The 18339-nt window shown below is 55.1% G+C and carries 17 protein-coding genes; 15 read left to right on the top strand and 2 right to left on the bottom strand.

The window, feature by feature from the left end; genetic code table 11:
• The first annotated feature begins 125 nt into the window (after positions 1-125).
• Entirely contained in the window at positions 126-593 is a 468-nt protein-coding gene (locus RJT48_RS15710) for a hypothetical protein (RefSeq protein WP_311173289.1), read from the top strand.
• 21 nt (positions 594-614) lie between these two features.
• Complete coding sequence (locus tag RJT48_RS15705; RefSeq protein ID WP_311173288.1) at positions 615-1130, top strand: hypothetical protein; 516 nt, start codon at positions 615-617, stop codon at positions 1128-1130.
• A gap of 73 nt (positions 1131-1203) precedes the next feature.
• Here RJT48_RS15705 and RJT48_RS15700 read toward each other — a convergent pair whose 3' ends face one another.
• Complete coding sequence (locus RJT48_RS15700) at positions 1204-1371, bottom strand: DUF1931 domain-containing protein (protein ID WP_311173287.1); 168 nt, start codon at positions 1369-1371, stop codon at positions 1204-1206.
• A 251-nt stretch (positions 1372-1622) separates the two neighbouring features.
• On the opposite strand from RJT48_RS15700, the gene RJT48_RS15695 reads away from it, so the two are divergent.
• From RJT48_RS15695 to RJT48_RS15670, 7 genes are all read left to right on the top strand, one after another.
• Entirely contained in the window at positions 1623-3089 is a 1467-nt protein-coding gene (locus RJT48_RS15695) for a hypothetical protein (protein WP_311173286.1), read from the top strand.
• A gap of 23 nt (positions 3090-3112) precedes the next feature.
• The gene (locus tag RJT48_RS15690) at positions 3113-3394 is read left to right on the top strand and encodes a hypothetical protein (protein WP_311173285.1); all 282 of its coding nucleotides are present in this window, start codon (positions 3113-3115) and stop codon (positions 3392-3394) included.
• Between the two features lie 719 nt (positions 3395-4113).
• Positions 4114-4359: a HalOD1 output domain-containing protein gene (locus RJT48_RS20805; RefSeq protein WP_396276144.1), complete on the top strand. Its 246-nt coding sequence runs from the start codon at positions 4114-4116 to the stop codon at positions 4357-4359.
• Positions 4360-4621: 262 nt separating this feature from the next.
• The gene (locus tag RJT48_RS15685; protein WP_311173284.1) at positions 4622-5680 is read left to right on the top strand and encodes a DUF6610 family protein; all 1059 of its coding nucleotides are present in this window, start codon (positions 4622-4624) and stop codon (positions 5678-5680) included.
• 138 nt (positions 5681-5818) lie between these two features.
• Entirely contained in the window at positions 5819-6094 is a 276-nt protein-coding gene (locus tag RJT48_RS15680; protein ID WP_311173283.1) for a hypothetical protein, read from the top strand.
• A 28-nt stretch (positions 6095-6122) separates the two neighbouring features.
• Complete coding sequence (locus RJT48_RS15675) at positions 6123-6341, top strand: DUF8129 domain-containing protein (RefSeq protein WP_254841473.1); 219 nt, start codon at positions 6123-6125, stop codon at positions 6339-6341.
• A 111-nt stretch (positions 6342-6452) separates the two neighbouring features.
• Complete coding sequence (locus RJT48_RS15670) at positions 6453-7433, top strand: hypothetical protein (RefSeq protein WP_254841474.1); 981 nt, start codon at positions 6453-6455, stop codon at positions 7431-7433.
• 20 nt (positions 7434-7453) lie between these two features.
• Here RJT48_RS15670 and RJT48_RS15665 read toward each other — a convergent pair whose 3' ends face one another.
• Positions 7454-8536: a transcriptional regulator FilR1 domain-containing protein gene (locus tag RJT48_RS15665; RefSeq protein WP_254841475.1), complete on the bottom strand. Its 1083-nt coding sequence runs from the start codon at positions 8534-8536 to the stop codon at positions 7454-7456.
• Between the two features lie 162 nt (positions 8537-8698).
• On the opposite strand from RJT48_RS15665, the gene RJT48_RS15660 reads away from it, so the two are divergent.
• From RJT48_RS15660 to RJT48_RS15635, 6 genes are all read left to right on the top strand, one after another.
• Positions 8699-10084 carry a cytochrome P450 gene (locus RJT48_RS15660; RefSeq protein ID WP_311173281.1) on the top strand — a complete coding sequence of 462 codons (1386 nt, stop codon included), beginning with the start codon at positions 8699-8701 and terminating at the stop codon, positions 10082-10084.
• 330 nt (positions 10085-10414) lie between these two features.
• The gene (locus RJT48_RS15655; RefSeq protein ID WP_139175807.1) at positions 10415-10816 is read left to right on the top strand and encodes a hypothetical protein; all 402 of its coding nucleotides are present in this window, start codon (positions 10415-10417) and stop codon (positions 10814-10816) included.
• A gap of 184 nt (positions 10817-11000) precedes the next feature.
• Positions 11001-11831: a rod-determining factor RdfA gene (gene rdfA / locus RJT48_RS15650; RefSeq protein ID WP_156105788.1), complete on the top strand. Its 831-nt coding sequence runs from the start codon at positions 11001-11003 to the stop codon at positions 11829-11831.
• A gap of 2 nt (positions 11832-11833) precedes the next feature.
• Positions 11834-13624 (top strand): archaea-specific SMC-related protein, encoded by a 1791-nt coding sequence (locus RJT48_RS15645; protein ID WP_311173280.1) that lies wholly within the window; start codon positions 11834-11836, stop codon positions 13622-13624.
• 276 nt (positions 13625-13900) lie between these two features.
• Positions 13901-16021, top strand: coding sequence for a DUF8186 domain-containing protein (locus tag RJT48_RS15640; RefSeq protein ID WP_311173279.1), 2121 nt, complete (start codon positions 13901-13903; stop codon positions 16019-16021).
• 384 nt (positions 16022-16405) lie between these two features.
• Positions 16406-18211: a hypothetical protein gene (locus RJT48_RS15635; protein WP_311173278.1), complete on the top strand. Its 1806-nt coding sequence runs from the start codon at positions 16406-16408 to the stop codon at positions 18209-18211.
• Positions 18212-18339 lie beyond the last annotated feature (128 nt).

Below are 18339 nucleotides of genomic sequence, written 5' to 3'. Positions count from 1 at the left end.
GGAAATAGCCCCTTTGTGAAGAGTTCTCTAAAGCCGTCACCGCCTAATTATATTGGTACCCTCGATCATCCCTGTTGTCTCTCTATTGATGTGTCTTTGTTTGCGGCCACGGGCTTGAACCGCTTATGGCAACCCTTCAAGCGACCACCGCATCGAACCACCCGACTGTCGACTCCGAAGCTGTCGAGGCAATCGAAGCAATAATCGACGACTACGACTTCTACGGAAGTTTCGATTCCCTGACCATCGGCGTTGTCGACCCCTGCCAGGAGGGCACCGACCCTTACCTCGAAATCTACGGGTACGTTGCATTCGAGGTCACCAAGCCCATCCTTGACGAAGACGGGAGTGTCGTCGATCGAAAAGAACACTGTACCGAGGAGTTCCTTGAACGTCTCGCTCCCCATCTTGAGGAGCAACTCGTCGTGGAGACCGTCGGCTTCGAGAAGTGCCGTTTTCCGCTGCTTGCCGGCCAGTGGGTCGCTTGGCCTGATGGGACTCTTACCTACAATTCGTTCGACCACGCTCCTGAGAACCCGTCCGAGGAGTCGGCTACGGAAACTCCCGACGCACCGTCTGAATCGTCTGCGTAATCCCACACCCAGCTCATCATTATGGAACCACCAGATACAACGTCCGAGAATCAAGATACTGACGAGAACGCAGACCCAGCCGCTAAGCCGACATACATCAGTATACAGCCAGCGTGTCCAGTCTGTCAGAACTCCAAGTTCGAATCTACCGAAGAAGGGGTGCCGAACAATTTCGACACCCACTACGTCCACGTCAGATGTGCGAGATGCAAGACCCAGCTCACCATCGAGTATCGTGCCATTGATGTCTTCTGGCACGGCGGATTCGACGGCCAACATAGCGCCGTTTCGCAGGATCTCCTCACCCCTATCCAGAACGAGTACGTCGATGATGCATCATATGGGATACTCCCCGACAGCGACCTCCTCTCATCCCTTGACTGGCCGCTCACCTGTGACTGCGGCGAGAACCTCACAGGAAACGAGCTCGTCTCCGATCCAACCGTCCTCCCCGACCACGATGTCGACTACGATGATCCCGACTGCGAAACCATCCTCTTTCGATGCGTGAACTGCGACACCATCGTCACTGTATAGTGTCTCAGAGCGGCGGCTACAGAAAGTGCATATAACAACAGCGAATCAAACGAAATAGGATGACGAAATCGGCTTAGAGATCTCGAGTTTGAACGGTCTTCCTGTCGTTCGCGTCTGCACGACGCGCAGCATCGTCAAGGAGGTCAGCGACTTCCTCGTCAAGCGTGTCGAAGATGTCTGCCGAGACGTTCATTCCATCGAGATGCTCTCGAACCTTCGATTGGACAATCAGGTCTGCCATACGATTCCCGATTATCAGACTCCGGCTTAATTATTAACGCCTCTATCTCCTGGTTTCTCTCGTCCGAGCGGTTTCGAGGACTCCGTATGCTTGAAACTCAATCAACTCCGTTGAATAACTCATATGCCTCACTAACATCAGATACGTCAGATACAATCTCGGCCGAACCGGCCAAGCCCCCGGCGTAACCCATCAGTAGCACTCAACCCCCCTATAGCGCCCGCTTCGCGAACCATCCTCCACTCACCAGTATGCCCACCTCGCTCTCCTACTGGACGATCCAGCCCGACCGCTGGACGTTCAACGCACAGAAGCTTCGTGACTGGGTCGAATCGCACCTCGACGGTCGCGTCCTCAACGCGTGTGCTGGACGGACCCAGCTCACCCATAATGGGCGGATCGTCCGGAACGACATCAATCCCGAGATCGATGCCGATTATCACGTTGACGTCCGCGACCTTCCTCACATCCTCCAGGCTGAATCGTTCGACACGGTCGTCCTCGACCCGCCATTCTCGAAACGACAGAGCACGACCACCTACGACCGCGAGGAGGACACACTACCCACGGTCACCGAACTCGCTCGCGTCGTCGACGCCCTCCTGAAACCCCGTGGTCGCGTCATCCGGCTCGGTTATACGACGTCGCTTATGCCGCCTGAAGAGGAGTACACGCTCGAAGAAGTCGCCGTCTGGAATACCCTTGGCCGCCAGCACGACTGGCTCGGTGTCGTCGCTCAGAAACCCACAAACGAGATCACGTCGGCACGACGCCCAGTACACGTGACCGACGCCGCAGTTCCGAACGCAGGAGCCACCGCATCAGGTGGCGCCGCGACCAGCGGAAACGGGAACACGCCCCTCACCCTCGAGTACATCCGCCTCAGTCCTGAGATTATGCCTCAAGCCGGCGTCGCCGACTACCTTGCCACCCACCTCTCCGGACGTGTCCTCAACGTCTCGACGCGTGAACGGTCTCTCCCCCACGACGGCCACCTGGTGCAGATGAGCGTTGACGAATCCGTCGACGCCGCGTACCACTTCGACGAGCGCGAACTCGCAGCCGAATTCGCTGCCGGCATCTTCAACACCGTCCTCGTGGACCTCCCGAGTGAGGCGTTCCAGCAGACCACCGATTACGCTGGCCGCACTACTGGCCGGGATACAGCACTCAAACAGGAACTCCATCCACTCATCGCCGCAGGCGGTGACATCATTCAAGTTGGCCACACCGCGACCTGTATGCCGAAGCGCCTCGACTATCGTCGCTCCCACGTCGCCATCATCGAGCATCCCGACGCTGAGCAAGACTGTCTCATCAGTATCGATACGAAACAGACCACGGGACTCGATGTCCACGCGACCGACCGCTCACCCCAGGATATCCACGTGACCGACTCAGATGCCGAGGCACAGCACTCGTGTATTCGGTGTGGTGAGGGCTGGTATCTCCATCCCTCCTGGTACGTCGACTGTCCTACCTGCGGCGCACGACCCGAGAATTACTGCGTCACCGACGACGGTTCTATCCTTCACCAGTCACATCCCGAGCGCCTTGCCTACCTCGAAGAGCATCACGACCGACACGAATGCGACCCCGGCGTCACTTCCAGAACGCCAGTCACCCGCTCGAATAACCAAGAGAACGGCTCTACGACTACCTCGACAGCACCAACCGAACAGGAAACGCTCGAACAGTTCGCTTCCCAGCCGAACTAACTACTGCTCCCCTTCCCCGCACTATGTCCTCTCGTGCTCACTCCACGACGGATCGCCGCCAGCATCATCAGCGCGCCTCGGCCCACGCCTGTCCCGAATGCGGAGCTGATCCGCTCATCATCATCTTCACTGACCCCGCCCCGAACGAGGACGCGACCTACTGGTTCGACTGTCCACACTGCACCTTCACTTCGGCGCTTCGTGCGATACCAACAACTGACGACGAACCCACTCCTCAGGCCCCGTTAGCACAGGAGAATATCAACGAGTACGTCGCAGCGATCGACGTCGAACCACCGTTCTAACAGCACCCTCCTCGCTCGGTGTGTTTTTCTCACTCTTCGAGCCTGAAAGCCCGTCGAACGGGCTGTGTGATCCATATGACTGAGACAGGTTCCACTACGTCGACCGACGCCCGCAGCGAGACTCCCTACACGTTCACAGGTCCTCATCCCAGCGACGAACCATACTCCGTCAAAGCTATCGAACGCGATGACTGGGAGCCAGGACAGCCCTGCCCTAACTGTGGGACGACTCATCTCCACGAGTTGCATCTGAACGAGGAATGTGCGATACATCACGAGGGGTCGAGCGCGTTTAGCGCCGCCATCGATCGACTGGGTACAGTCGAGTATTGCTGTCCCGACTGCGAGACCGTCCTCTACCGCCATGCCGCATACGCTCTTTGGCTCGCCCTCTCCAACAATTTCGACTATGACGACTCAGAATGAGTTCTACAGGTGGAGCAGGCCGAGTGCCTCGGGGCTTGACCCCGAGGCGGTTCACTGTCGCTGTCTCGTCGATATCGACTTTCCGCCTCGATTTCACTGACGACGTCGACGTCGAGGCCGCGAACACCGCCCGTCAGGCGATCGTAGCCGCCCCGGAAACAGACGGTGTCTACGCACGCAGCGTAATCAGTACAATAGATCCCAACAATAGCTGTTAAGCTCGCTTTTTATTCTATTGAATGATTTGCATGAAATTGTATGGGTGATTTGGGGTTTCGTGATTTCTCTAGGGTATGGAGCGCGAGGTACAACATACGGAATCGGTCGAAACTGCAGTCAAGCGGGTCATTGCAGAGGTAGAGGAATGCCGACCGACCCAACTTGGAACTCTTCAAGACGTAATTGATATAGAGGAACTAGAGGAACTCGTTGACTCGCCGCCACAAGAGTCTGAAGAACACACGCAATCCTTTTCGTTTCGGTACTGTGGACATCCAGTTACAGTTCACAGCGATCGGACAATCGTCATCAAGCGTTAAGAAGGCAATTTAACGAGCTCTAATCTCAATTCCGGGATCACGGCTGAATAAAGAAACCTGAACGCCTACAACTACTAGCCAATCGACGCCACAGAGACGCTGAACAGTCCATCCGAACACGGAAAGTGGCCGACTCTCACTCTCGCTTCCTTACGCTCTTCGCAAGTCTTTCTTCGCGGCAGCTGGCCTGACCCGCTGCACAACACGGTATCCGTATCGTCCGTCAAGACTCCTCGCAACCAGCTGTTCACACGTCCCGCGTATGGCTTCCAGTTCCCTTCAGACAGCCTCGGCACCGGCCGAGTTACAGCGTCCGTTCGCACCACCGCATGCGACACCCGAACCGGACACCCTCGACGCGGCTCGCCGCCCTGAATATATCGGCTTCCTCTTCAGAGCGCCGTTCGCGACAGACGCCTACAAACTTGGCTTCACCACGGGCATCCGAGAGGACTATCGCCTTCAGATTGATTCCTACCGGAACGTCGACCTCCCGGTGGTTATGCTCGACAACGAGTTCCACGACCCCGATCCCGACCGATACGTTGACCGGTTCCGCGAGTACGAGCCCGATGTAGCCGTCATCGGTGACGCTGACACGCCGCAGGACGCTCGCGAGTACACCCAACTCGCTCGCAACCTCCGCGAAGAGTACCCGTCGACAACGTACATTATCGTCCCGAAGTGCCACGAGGCAATCGAGATCATCGACGACGACCAGGTCCTCGGGTATCCGCTCGGCTACTCGTCCCTCCACGCAGACGACTACAGTGACCCTGCGGACTGGCGTGGCCGCCATATTCACCTCCTCGGTGGGAGTCCTTCCGTCCAGTACGAGGCGCTCCAGGACCTCACGCAGCCAACGCTCACAGGTGCGCCGCCGGCGAACATCGTCGGGATGGACTGGAACGGGCCGGCGAAGGTCGCCTACCTCGGAGAGTACTGGAGTCGCGATGGCTGGCAATCCGCTGACCATCTCGGGATTCGCGAGACTGTCCGTCAGAGTCTCCGTGAGATGCGTGCCTTCTGGCAGGAACACGACCTCTGGCCGGAGACGACCCCCTGTGACGTCTACGGAGAAGCGGTTCAGGAGCCTCAGGACCCCGTCTGGGCAGCGAACGGGCGAAACATCTACGAAGACCCGAGCCCCCTCGCTCCTGACGATGCACCGGTCTACGAACCGGAGAATCCCGACTACGATCCACTCGAGGATGCGATCGTTGTCGAGTACGAGAACGGATGGACGCTTGCGTACCGCAACGAGTCGGAACGGCAGCGTATCGAGTACCAGGAGGGACTCACGCCCGTCAACGGTGATTAGTCTCTCTCAAGTTACCCCACAACGAGGCATCCACAACGTTCCTCGTGGGGTAACTACGGAGACCGCTATCACCTCTGAACGGGAATTCACCCAGACACGCGGGTTTCTCCCCACCGCCAAGCAGGTGAAGTGTTTCATATGTCAACAGCTGCCTCTACCGTCGACCCGGACACGATCGCACAAGCCGGTGACTCGCCTGAAACCATCCGCGACAAGGTTCTCTACACGCTTTATTACACTGTCCCGGGAATCGAACTCGAGGATGTCCTCGAACTCCGGGTGCTCATTGACCTGCCGACGAACGAAGATTCACATTCGAGGCAAGCGCAAGCCGTCCTCACAGCCGTCCAGGAGGAAGTAGAGTCGTGGTCTGACCCGCCGGCGATCCACACCTCACCCCCTGCCTATGAGTAAGGCGTCATCCAACGGAGGTGAAGACATCGTGACTGACTCAGACGACAAGATCCTCGAGGAACTCCCACCGGACCGATTTCTCGACACGTCCAACGCATGCCTCATCAAGGCGGGCCTGCACTGTATGCACTCCCGAGAAACAGTCCAGCAGTACCTCGCTTACGAGAACCAGCACGAAAACCGAACTTGGATACAACGCCTCCTCGCGAGACGAGCTCGCGAACTCGCCGACGAACAGTCGGAGTAGTCCCGAACACACCACTGCGTCAAGTGGTCACTCAGAACACAAAAAAGAGTTCCATCAACTCCGTCCCAAAGAACTACTACACAATCGGACATCAAGGGTATACAACTACAAATGTCGGCTGAACCATTCAGCGAGTTCTCTACTCAGGCCGTGAGAATTCTGGAAGACGAATTGACGGATATTGGTGGTACCAAGCTCCAAGTCTCTCCAGAACTCCGATTATCCTACTTCAACCCGTTCCTCTTTGACTCCGGTGAGAAATTCACCAAGCATCCATTCGACGCCATAGTATACCGCGAAGTAAGCTGGGAACCGACTGGGTTAGATCAGATTGACGATCTCGAAAGATGGTTCCTCGAAGGAACCGACTCCGTTGAGATACCGATCGCAGTCGTCGAATTCACCGAAGAACAACCACTCACATCGAGTGCAGCGGTAAATCAGATCGCTCTCGAATCTCTTTCGAAATTTGACGCTCTCTTACCGATAAGAGTACGATACGCACGTTTCGGTAGCTCTTCCCCCACCTTCGAAAAAGACAACAACATCGTCTATTCCAAATTAAACTCAGCGAATTATTCCACAATACAGCACAGCATAGTCGAACCGATCAAGGCTCATATAGCCAGATATTCCGATCAAGAACTGCTTGAAACTTTCAATTTAGAAGAAAAGGTCCGACGATCCGATCCCGAGATATTCTACCACTTCAACGACGTCCTCTGGGCCTACAATCACGACCGAAACAATATACTCGTAATCCTGCTGTCTGTCTACTTCGAGAACTATGTCAAAGACTCGCTAGAGGATTACTTTGAGGAGGCTCAAGACAACCCTGCTGCCTCAAATTTCTATGACGACGACTGGGGATTCGACCGATGTCTCAACGGGTGCAGAAGCTTCGGACTCATCGAAGATGAGGACTACAACACCATCAATAAAATCCGAGACGCAAGAAACGACTACGCCCACGACATCGAATCTTTCGACAGCACCTATAGCACTGACGCAGAAGACGAAGGACTCATCGAAGACGGAATCCAATTATACGAAGAGCTGATTGGCGTCAAGAAATCTATTATAGACGAATAGCCCTAACTCACTCAATACGTCTACATTTCCGCAGGGTCTCGAGCCCGTTTCCGATAGTGATTATAGAGCTCTTCACCCCATTGGACTACCGCTTCATTTGAACTGAGGATCATCGCGATATGTTCTCCCTCCCCAATTTTATTGTACGCCCCAACCGCGATCTGCTCCCTATCGTAGATACCAATGCCGAGCGTCAGTGGTTCGTCGAGACAGAATATCTGAAAGTTGTCGTAGTTTGAGTCGTCCAGAAAGTACTCCATCTCTTCTTCATGGAGTCGCTGGTAGAGCGAGGCGTCGACGATTGCCTCCCCTTTCAGACCAAGTTTGAGCAGTTTATTGTACGCGCTAAAGAGCGTCGGGTTGAAAATCGATGTCAACACGCGGAAGTGGTCAAGCCGTGGATCGCAGAGTTTGAGAGCTGTCGCCAGGACGATTCCCGGAGAGTGGGGTGAGGAGACATACAGCTTTGCGTCAGCGAGGGCTCGAACTGGAATATCCGTTCTAATTGGATTGAGCCGTTGGAACCAAGGTGCTTTATCCAACACCTGCTCGATTGTCTCGGCCAGTTCCTCATACCGTTCTACTGTTTGTTGCCCAGCGGGCGTGAGCCTGTGAACACCGTCGCTCTCTACACTCCATCCTTCCGTCTCAAACATCCGTAACGCTCTCCGAACAGTTGCGCGAGACGGAGACCCGTTGGTTATGTCCACCAATTCGCTCGGGCGGCTGGGTTGCTCTGCAAGCGTTTGTAACAGCGGGATGGTATGTTCTGACCGAGTTAGCTGGGTGAGTGGCTCGCGATCGAGACCATTTGGACACGATTCAAACGCTTCCAGCGTGATTTTCCCACCTGCCGTCAGCTCATATCCACCAGTATCAGCTGTTTTCGTCAACCCCAAATCGGTGAGTTGCACGAGATGTTTCGATACCGTCTGTCGGGTGATCTCTCCCGATTGTGCGATAGTCGAGGCCGTCTTTGCGCCCTCGTCGAGTGAACGCAGTATATCTAAAGAGGTGGACCCAGCAAGATCACTAATGAATTCACGGACGACAATCCGTTCGTCCGTGAGTGGATTTGTGGTCGCACGCTCGGACTGCGTCACTTGTTTTCACCCGTTACTAAAGTGCACACCCAATGCTATGAATATATCGCACAAATCTGATATTGATTCGAGCTTATTGGAATACCCTTCCTTTTCAAAACCCACCCGAAACCCATCTCTCAGCGGTACTTTTTACATATACTGATACAAAGAGCGACTATCGTGAGCTCCCAACTACCACCGGCACCGTCGGGTTATCCGGTCCTCAAAAACGCTGTCCAGTTCGCTCGCGATCCATTCACGTTTGTAGAGCGGGCGACGTCGGAGTGCGGAGACATCTACCGGATGGCTCTCCCGGCAGTTGACGATGTCTTTGTTTTCACTCACCCGGACCATCTTGACCGTATCCTCGTGTCTGATGTCGAAGCCTTCGGGAAAACCGAGGACTATCAACGTGCGTTCGGGAACGGTCTCCTTTCGGTCGAGGGGCAGAAGTGGCGACAACAGCGCGATATGTTACAACCGCTCTTCTACCGAGACCACATAAGAGGCTACACAGAGCAAATGGTTGCGTGTACCGAACGACGTCTCGAGACGTGGATTGAGGGTGAAACACTAGATATGGAGCCTGAGATGAAGAATCTCACTCTGGAGGTCCTCTTTTCCACGCTGTTCGGTCGTTCGTTGGTCCCAGGCGAGGATCAAGAACTTCGGGATGCCGCTGACGGACTCAACGAATGGTTCACACCATCATCGTGGATTCTGCCACCGTGGATTCCGACACCAGCACGGCGTCGATTCAATCAATCCACGAAGCGCCTCCGTCAGGAGGTTCGAAGATTACTCGAAGAAGGAAACGACCGAACAAGAATCTCAGGCGACGAGGCAAGTGGGTCCAAGGACCAATCGAACTCTAAGCAGGCTGCTCACTCAAATACTCCAGACCTGCTCACACAGCTCCAAAAGGCGCGTAATAGGGCGGATGAAACAGATCTCACAATCGAAGAGATCGAAGATCAACTGATCACTATGGTTTTTGCGGGGCACGAGACGACCGCCGCAGCTCTTGCATTTACTTGGTACGCGCTGGCGACGAACCCAGACCTCCAAGAGCAACTTCATACGGAACTGGACACAGTTCTCGATGGAGACTCGCCCACTTACGACGACCTCCAAAACTTGGAGTTCACAGAGCGAATAATCTCTGAGGCGCTACGGCTCTACCCACCAGTTCATACGATTCCGCGTCGGGCGCTCACTGATGTCGAAGTCGGTGGATATCGGATTCCCGAGGACCACGAGATCCATCTATCGATAATCCATATTCATCGAGATGGACGGTTCTATGATGAACCTCTGGCGTTCCGCCCGGAACGATGGACTGATGAGTTTGAGGAGGAACTCCACGACTTTGCGTATGCCCCCTTTGGTGGTGGACGTCGAACTTGCATCGGTCGGGAGTTCGCTCTCTTAGAAGCAAAAGTAGTCCTAGCAACGGTCGGACAGAAATTCCAATTTGATTGGGAGAACGACGAAGCAATTGAACTTGAACCGCGGGTTACGACTCGATCAAAAGAAGGCATCCCATTGCGAATTCGACAACGTTGAGAGCATAACATACATCTGATCTGATAAAAATCCCCTCCGTAATCATCGATTAAATCCCCGCCTTCTGAACCTGTGTATGTTCATACATTTTGACGGTGTAAACACGGGTGAGTATAACACACAACCCGGTGATATTCAAAAGCGTATCTCATGAACCGGAATTCAATCGGCGATCTCCTACTCTTCCCATCTCTAAAGCAGTCATTACTGTTCGATATCTGCCTGCCCGCCCTGCCCGAATTAGACAATGTCAGCACACCACTAGTTCAAAACCCACCGCTCCGGAAGTACTGCCCTGCCAACCGCTCCCTGCAATAGTAGAATGCCCCAATGACGACCATCGTCATCACACTGAAAGACGGAAAGATATCCACCGACGGAGGAATCGATGTTTCGTCCAGCCAATCGACGGCCCCAACCACTGATTCCCACAATATCAATCGTCACCTCGACCTCGATACAGTGGTTGATCTCGTCGAACAAATGTCCGAAGATGAGATCTGCGCCCGACAGAGCACCAAATATCCAAACTGGTCCCGAGGTGACCCTTGCCCTGTCTGTGAAAACACCGAACTCGCTATAATGGAGCTTAGAGAAGCTACCTACACTTCCTCTGACGGCGAGTTCGACTTTGACCACTTTACTGATAACACAGGACCACAGCTCTCGATTGTCTGCAAAGAATGCCGGACACACCTCCTCCACATCCCCTATCACACACTATCTGAATAGGCCGACTACGACTCGCTCAGCGTCACGGAGCCTAGCTATTGAGAACACAGCTACAACGTACTCATCACTCAATTAGTCACTCCTTGAACAAGAAACGGACATTTAGCTCAAGTTTAATTGAATGTCGGGCGGTCTGAAGAACACTTCGCTTTTATTGATGCGGACATAGAATTCCTACCCGGAGATGTGCAAAGTCGACGATCTCATCGCAGAGTATGGGTTAACAGCCCCCGGATCTGACTATGACTCTGTAGATGACTACCTCGCGAAACGGTGGACTGGAACCGACGGCCGCACTTCAGAAGGATATAAAAAACTCACAGACTGGTTCAACAAACGAGTTCTCAAGTCGATATATGAAAACCACGGGAGATCAACTGTCAGCATCCATTTGGACCGAGAATACGATGTTATTGTAAACGAAGATAACATCCAACGCGCCGAGCTCGCGGCCGACCTCGAGGGCGACGGGATGGACATCGACGAACTCAAGAAAACGCTCGTCTCTCACGGCACAATCCGAAATCACCTCAAAAACTGTCTCGAAGTCGAAAAAGACACTCAGTCCACAACCAATTCCACTACTACGTCTCGAGAGAAAGCCATCACGTCGGCGAAACGAATGGCTGCCTCAAAAACAGAAAACATCCTTCCAGAACTTACAAAAGACGGCGTTGTTCCTTTTGCAGACCAAGCCACCGTCGATGTCGAAATCAGACTACAATGCCCCAAATGCGACACACGGGTCCCCATCGAAGATGCAATCAAACGGGGGTACGTCTGTAACGACCATATGACGGATCCAAACAATACAGACCCACCCAATAACTCAACTCCAGATCCGCCGGAGAATACCGAATCTGACGAAGAAGATTCACACCACCAGTCTGATACAACGATGAATTCTATGCCATCATCACAAACCTCTCTTCTGCTCTCTCTACTGGCCCTCGGAGTTACTTCGTTCTCGTCCCAATCGCCTATGCTAATAGATAGTATGCTCAACACCACGTAACCATGACCTGGAATCTAGAAATCGAAAATATTGCAGGCATCCATCGAGGGGAGGCTACGATCGAATCCGGTGTGAACGCTGTCCGAGCGAGCAACTGGCAAGGAAAATCGAGCTTCCTCACCGCAATTCAAACAGCCTTCGGGACTGAAACAAGCCTCACCGAAGGCCAAGATCACGGTCACGTTGAGCTCGAAATCGACGACACCACCTACGCTGTCGATCTTGCCCGTACCAACGGCACGATTACACAATCCGGCAATCCATACCTCACCGATGATGTCGATCATATCTGTGCTGCCCTCTTTGCGTTCCTCGATGAGACCAATGAGGTCCGGCAAGCCGTCCGTATGGGTGAAAATCTTGAGGACCTCCTCACTCGTCCCCTCGATTTCGAGAACATCGACGAGCAGATTGCCGACCTCAAAGCCGAACAAAAACAGGTTGAGGCCGAACTCGAGCGAGCCCAAAACGCTGCTAACCGCCTCCCGCGCCTCCAAGAGAAAGTCACAACGCTCGAATCACAACTCGAAGACCTCCAAGAAGAGTGGGACGAGCTCGACAACGAAGCATCTTCAGATAGTGACGCTCGAGACGAGCTGAGTAACCTCCGCGCCCAGCTCGAGAAGACCAAGACAGACATCAACCGGTACGAATCAACCGCAGATCGCGTCGGGGATGAACTTGAAGCAAAGAAAGAGGAACTTGAGATGTTGGATGTCCCAACACACGAGGAGCTCGAAGACGACCTCGAGGATCTCCAATCTGATCTCCACGAAATCGAACGCGATAAAGAACTCCTCCAGTCGATCTATGAGGTAAATCAGCGCGTTCTCGAAGAAGACCGTCTCTCGCTTCTCACAGACGTCTCTCACGATATGCTCTCTGACCAGCTTGCGTGCTGGATTTGTGGGAACGACACCTCTAGTGAAGAGGTCGAGGCACAGTTAGACAGTATCTCTGACCGTCTTAACTCACTTCGCGACCAAGAGTCGACTCTCCGCAAGAAGGTAAACGAGCTTCAAGAAAAACAACGGACCGTACGGGACGCGGAGCGGAAAGAACGCGACCTTCGCGACCGCATCGGAGAGCTTGAATCCCAGCTTGATGACGCACAGACGAATCTTGAATCGGCCAGAGAACGAAAAGCTTCCCTCGAAGCACAGATTGACGAACTCGAAGGTCTGGTCAGTGAGACGCAAGACCACGCGACTGACCTCCAGAGTGAGATCAAATACATGGAAGCCGAGCTTGAAGACGCTCGTGGCGAACTTGAGACAGTCAAGTCGGAAGCCTCGCAGCGTGATGTCCTCGAAGAGGAACTCGAATCTCTCCGCTCTGAGGTCGAGGACCTCCGAACACGCAAAGAGCGTGTGAAGCGAAATACTCGGGACGCATTCGATTCGGCGCTCTCCGACATTCTCACGAGATTCGACGTTGGGTTCGAGACAGCACGCCTCACCAACAACTTCGACCTCATCGTCGCACGTGGAGGCCGCGAAGCTAGACTTGACGCTCTCAGTGAAGGCGAGCGGGAACTCCTCGGCATCATCGCTGCCCTTGCCGGCCACGAAGCATTCGATGTCGCTGACCGGGTTCCCGTTATGCTACTCGACGGGCATACCGGTCTCGACGATACCAACATCCACCATCTCGTCGATTACCTCTCCGAACGCGTCGATGTCCTCGTCCTCTCCGCCTTCCCCGAGTACGACGCCTTCGAGGGTCACGAAGTCACTCCAACCAACTGGGAGACCATCTCCTACGGAGACGATGTTGAGGAAGTCGTAGGATAGCTCTCGCTGCTCACTATTGATTTTATACCCCCGCGGGGGGTTAATCTCTCAACGACTTTTTGCGAAGACGCGACTTCTGGCTCCCATATACGACTCTGTCCGACCGCCCTGGCGTTCACTCATCACGCCCACGAGTAGCTGCTCTACTGTTTCCCAATCGCGGAAAACACTTTGTCGCCGGACCACATATTCGCAGGTAAGTTCGCCCCCTATGCGGCCAGTAGCACTCGAAGCTACCATCATCCGGGTTACTATCCAGTCCCGGAGTGGTGATGTATGACCTCCCGGTTTGATACCCCCGCGGGGGATCAAGACAACCCCCGCCCATCCGACGAGCCTTCGGTGACTATCACTAGGGCTACACCTCGGCAGTTTTCTAGCCTCTTCGTCGCCTTCCTTCTCCTTTCGAGTGTCTGCTTCTCTACGATTGCGGTAGTCGCGGCCAACGGATCCAACTCCACCGCGCAACCGTCGGTTGACGGGAATGCTCGCGTATTTGTTGCGAGTGACCGCGATACGGAGGCTCTCGGCATCCCGGGTGGCGGTCGTGGTGGCATCCTCCTCCAGTATGTTGTGGAGGCCAATGCGTCGACTGAAAATCTCTCCCGCGCAGTCGATACCTACACGCTTACGACCAATCCAGAGACGCGCGTCCGTATTGATGGGTCACCCCGGACACTGCAGGAGTACCGCCTTGACCAGCTAGCGAGAGTCGAACGAACAAACTCAACCAGTCGGTGGCCGGCGAGCGCACCGGACCGGGAGGATAGCCTATTCATCAAAGACGGCTTCATCGCCTATATGGGTGCGACCAGCGCTGCCGAAGTGAACGCCCCGGGAGCGGAAACAAACGGCACTTATCTGATGGGGCCCGACGGGCGTGTCCTTGAGTACGTCGACTACCGCGTCGCCCTCCCAGAACCAAATACGACAACCCGCTATGTCCGCGAAACAAAGGACGTCACCCTCAACATCCCTGCGCCGGAGAACAACTCGTCGGACGACGTACAGACTGTCACCAAGACCGTTGAGTTCGAGACGCTCGACGGTCATACCATCACACGTACCGTCAGCGCCACCGGTCGTGGCCCGCTAACCGTAAATCGCTCTGTGACGGCCATAGTCGGCGGCTATCGCACTAATACCACATACGATCTCGCCTCACAACGGGTTGAGCGTAACCTCAGCATCGGCGATCAGACGTGGTCGAAACACACGACACCAGAAACATCGCCACGAGAGGCCCGGCATATCGACTACGCAAACGCTCCCCCGTCGGATGGCGAGAGGCAACATCTAGAGCTCCAGGCGACGATCAACGTCACCGCGGAAGTCACCACTGATCACTATTTCTACCATCCGCACAACGATACGTGGACGTACACCCATACGGAGGTTAATGCCACCTATGATGAGCTCACCGTTAGCGACGATCGGCCAGTCCACGTTGTCCCACCAGACAGCGTCTCGATTTCCCAGCGCGTAATTGAGGAACCACACGACCGCCGCTCCATCGTCCTCTCTATCGAGGGGCCGGAGTATCTCTCTGAGCGGGCACTCTGGAGTTGGGCCGCCTTCAACGTAGAAGGAGACTCGAATGCCAGTTCCCACCGCCTAACGAACGTCTGGCAGGTCTATGGTGTCCGTCAGTACCGCTGGGGTGAAACAACGTCGAACTGGGACACAGACCCACAACGTACGGAGTTCCCACCAACACTTGCCCTCCGGCTCACTGCTCGACAACCGTCCCCCAGTGTTGAGGCCGTCGGAGAAACGGATGTGTATCGTCACGGACGGGTGACGGATCTCCGCCAGCGCACTGTTCCTGGCGTCTCGAAGCGGGCGACCCTGGCGGAAAATGTGAACCTCACTACGGCGACTGCCAACCAGACCTCGAGAATTGTCATCAGGGACGCCCCCGGTCAGATCACCTCCGTAACGTCGGTCTTCGGGGATGAAATCCCCGTCTCGACAACAGAGGTCACCTCGATGGAGGATTCGTCGCTCACCTACACAACGATTCCGCCGGGAGAGGGAGAAGAGAACGAGCCGCCGGAACTCCGACTCCGTCTCACTGGCCCAGACGGAACTCCACTCCCGGATCGGAAACTGATCTTGACCGGAGCGACCGAATCCTCAGTCACTACAAACGACAACGGTGTCGCCTACGCTACGTTCGATAGTGCGACGATCACCGCGCGCTTCCCTGGTGACCCATACACAGAGAATCACGACATCTACTACTCGTCCAGCCACACAACCGCTATCTCTCCCGGAAACGGGAGCCTGATTGCCGATCTCTGGACGTTCTTTTTACGGCCATTACAGGCCGCTCTCCTCTCGCTGGCTGTGAGCGTAGGCTTGCTCGTCGGAGTCGGCTGGTATACCATCAAGTAGCCACCCCTCGCAACATTTTCTCAAGACTGACGATACTCACTTCTGCGTCATTCAGCCAGCCTTACGAACTTCAGTTGACGATGAGATCGTAGCGCGACTCACTGTCCTCGGTCAGTGGCTATCTCCGATTGGTTCGGGGGTAGAAGTTTTAGGTATTGGACAACATATCTTGACACAGCGATTCACATGGAGCGCTCTCCAACCACCCTTAGTAGGTGGCTCTACCGTGTCGGTCGCCGTCTTCGCCACCGAAAGTCTGGGGACTCAACAGAAACCTCCGCAACGGAACCGTCGACGTCATCCAGCGTCCTCTCGGCCAAAGTTCAAGATCGTCTTTTGGGTGTCGCACCCACAGCTCAACAGACTGTATCCTCCACTGCGGCGATGGCTGCCCTCCCGATCATTCCACTATTTAATCCTCTTGACCCAGAGGATTGGTTCGAGGGGATCGTCAACACGCTCGCGACCGGCTTGACGAACGTCCTAGGCGAGGTTTTCGTGGGCATGGTCCAGGAGTTTCTCGTCATCGACCCATTATACTACCAGGAAGGGGCGAATGCCACTTTTATACAGAATCTCCAGTACTCGCTGATTCTCTTTCCGACCGTCATCGTCCTCGGGACGATCGCGGCACTCTTTTCGGAAGCCCCAGAGGGCTCCTATTTACGGCAGGGAATCCGTATTGTTAAAGCCCTCTTCGCACTCGCTCTCATCCGTCCATTCCTCCACGTCGCGGTCGTCTTCACGAATAGCGTTACGAAGCTCGTGATGCCCGAGACTTACGCGGTCTCCCTCGCCGGCCCCGCCCTCAACAACGCCATCGGCGATTTGATGGGCTCGGCTATCGCCGCTGTGCTCGTTTACCTCGCCGCCGGTACAATCTCTCTCATCGCTATCGCTCTCGTTGTGATGATCCTCTTCCTCCGCATCTTTATGATCCATCTCGTCTACACCGCTTTCCCGATCCTGCTTGTTATGTGGTACACCGACTGGGGACCACTTCGGTACGCGAACGACGTCGCTATGTTTGTCTTCAAGGTCACAGCGTATCTCCTCCTCGCGGGGCCGCTCGTCGCGCTCGCTCTTCAGACCGGCTGCAGTATGTCTGCCCCGGACATCTGTGTGGCTAACGCGAGCGGGGCTCACGGTCCAGAAGCACTCACTGCCGGAATTGACCCATCGCAGAATAAGCTCGTCCTTTGGAAGCGGTTCCTCGGCTGGCTTTCCGGCCTCGGCCTCGCCGGTTTCGTCGGGATCCAGGCCCTGTCGATGGGTGGGAGTTCCGCCGGTCACCTTCTGGGGTTTAGTGGCCTGAGTGCGTTACGCGGCGGTGGCAGTGGTAGTCCGTCTTCGTCTGGAGGAAGTGGTGGTGGCGGAGGAGGTGGCGGTGGACCGACTCCGCCCGGTGGCGGTGGCGCCGGACAGCATACCCTCCGAAACTTCGGCGGCGGTAGCGGAACCGGCCCAAAGGCGTATGGAGCGACTGGCTCAGCAAAACCCGAATTCCACCCTCGACAGGCAGCTAGTTCGACGAAGACCAATCTAAAACAACGTGTCTCGTCGGCACGGAATACTGCACTGAGTAACGCGCAGCGCGCCTACCGTGGCGTAAAATCACGGAAAGAATGGATGAGTCAGGCTACGTGGGGACAGGGTGCTCGAGCTGGGGCCGGATTAGCAGGCGGTGGCGTGGCGCTCGGCGCTCGTGAGGCGAAAGCGGGTGTGAGCCACGTGAAAAATAATCTCAACGAGCCGATTGCGAATTGGCCCGGCCACGCCTATCGGCGAGTGAAGAACGGCGATTGGAACCCACCGAATGACGATTTGGGGGCAAGTACGGACAGCGAAGTGGCAGCGGATAATGAAGTATTGGCACTACCTGAGGGGAATCCTCCTCTTCCGGAGGGTGAGATGTCGACTCTCGAATACGAAGACAGAGCACCGAATCCTAGGGAGGCCCAAGCGGTCGCTGGCGGGTCCGACATCGATCAGGCGAATCCGCATTCGGTCAACGAATCAGTCCAAGCTTGGTACGACCGCGTGAAGGCAAAAGACCAGCAAAAAGTGGAGGCGATGCGCCCTGACCTCGTCAATCGAGATGTCTCTCCGCCCTCTTCCTCACCATCGGAGGAACAAATCCAGGAGTCCGTCGACGACTACGTCGACAGAACTCGCAACACCGGCTCATAACGATTCAACTCAAATTCTTCGTTGATTCCGAATCACTTCCAGAACCACGTTAGAACTAGTCACTGGCTCTTTTGTGCTGTGTTCGCTGAGCGTGCTTCCCGGCTGATATTTTAAATAGCAGAACACGG

It is taken from the genome of Halobellus ordinarius, from assembly GCF_031823395.1.
Classification (GTDB): domain Archaea; phylum Halobacteriota; class Halobacteria; order Halobacteriales; family Haloferacaceae; genus Haloquadratum; species Haloquadratum ordinarius.
The sequence above is the reverse complement of the archived record's forward strand: the minus strand, read 5'-3'. Positions and strand labels throughout refer to the sequence as shown.

Coding starts and splice junctions, on each gene's coding strand:
- RJT48_RS15640 (WP_311173279.1), top strand. CDS start 13,901: ATGACCTCCCGGTTTGATACCCCCGCGGGGGATCAAGACAACCCCCGC.
- RJT48_RS15710 (WP_311173289.1), top strand. CDS start 126: ATGGCAACCCTTCAAGCGACCACCGCATCGAACCACCCGACTGTCGAC.
- RJT48_RS15670 (WP_254841474.1), top strand. CDS start 6,453: ATGTCGGCTGAACCATTCAGCGAGTTCTCTACTCAGGCCGTGAGAATT.
- RJT48_RS15645 (WP_311173280.1), top strand. CDS start 11,834: ATGACCTGGAATCTAGAAATCGAAAATATTGCAGGCATCCATCGAGGG.
- RJT48_RS15655 (WP_139175807.1), top strand. CDS start 10,415: ATGACGACCATCGTCATCACACTGAAAGACGGAAAGATATCCACCGAC.
- RJT48_RS15680 (WP_311173283.1), top strand. CDS start 5,819: ATGTCAACAGCTGCCTCTACCGTCGACCCGGACACGATCGCACAAGCC.
- RJT48_RS15635 (WP_311173278.1), top strand. CDS start 16,406: ATGGCTGCCCTCCCGATCATTCCACTATTTAATCCTCTTGACCCAGAG.
- RJT48_RS15690 (WP_311173285.1), top strand. CDS start 3,113: ATGTCCTCTCGTGCTCACTCCACGACGGATCGCCGCCAGCATCATCAG.
- RJT48_RS15695 (WP_311173286.1), top strand. CDS start 1,623: ATGCCCACCTCGCTCTCCTACTGGACGATCCAGCCCGACCGCTGGACG.
- RJT48_RS15705 (WP_311173288.1), top strand. CDS start 615: ATGGAACCACCAGATACAACGTCCGAGAATCAAGATACTGACGAGAAC.
- RJT48_RS20805 (WP_396276144.1), top strand. CDS start 4,114: ATGGAGCGCGAGGTACAACATACGGAATCGGTCGAAACTGCAGTCAAG.
- RJT48_RS15700 (WP_311173287.1), bottom strand. CDS start 1,371: ATGGCAGACCTGATTGTCCAATCGAAGGTTCGAGAGCATCTCGATGGA.
- rdfA (WP_156105788.1), top strand. CDS start 11,001: ATGTGCAAAGTCGACGATCTCATCGCAGAGTATGGGTTAACAGCCCCC.
- RJT48_RS15685 (WP_311173284.1), top strand. CDS start 4,622: ATGGCTTCCAGTTCCCTTCAGACAGCCTCGGCACCGGCCGAGTTACAG.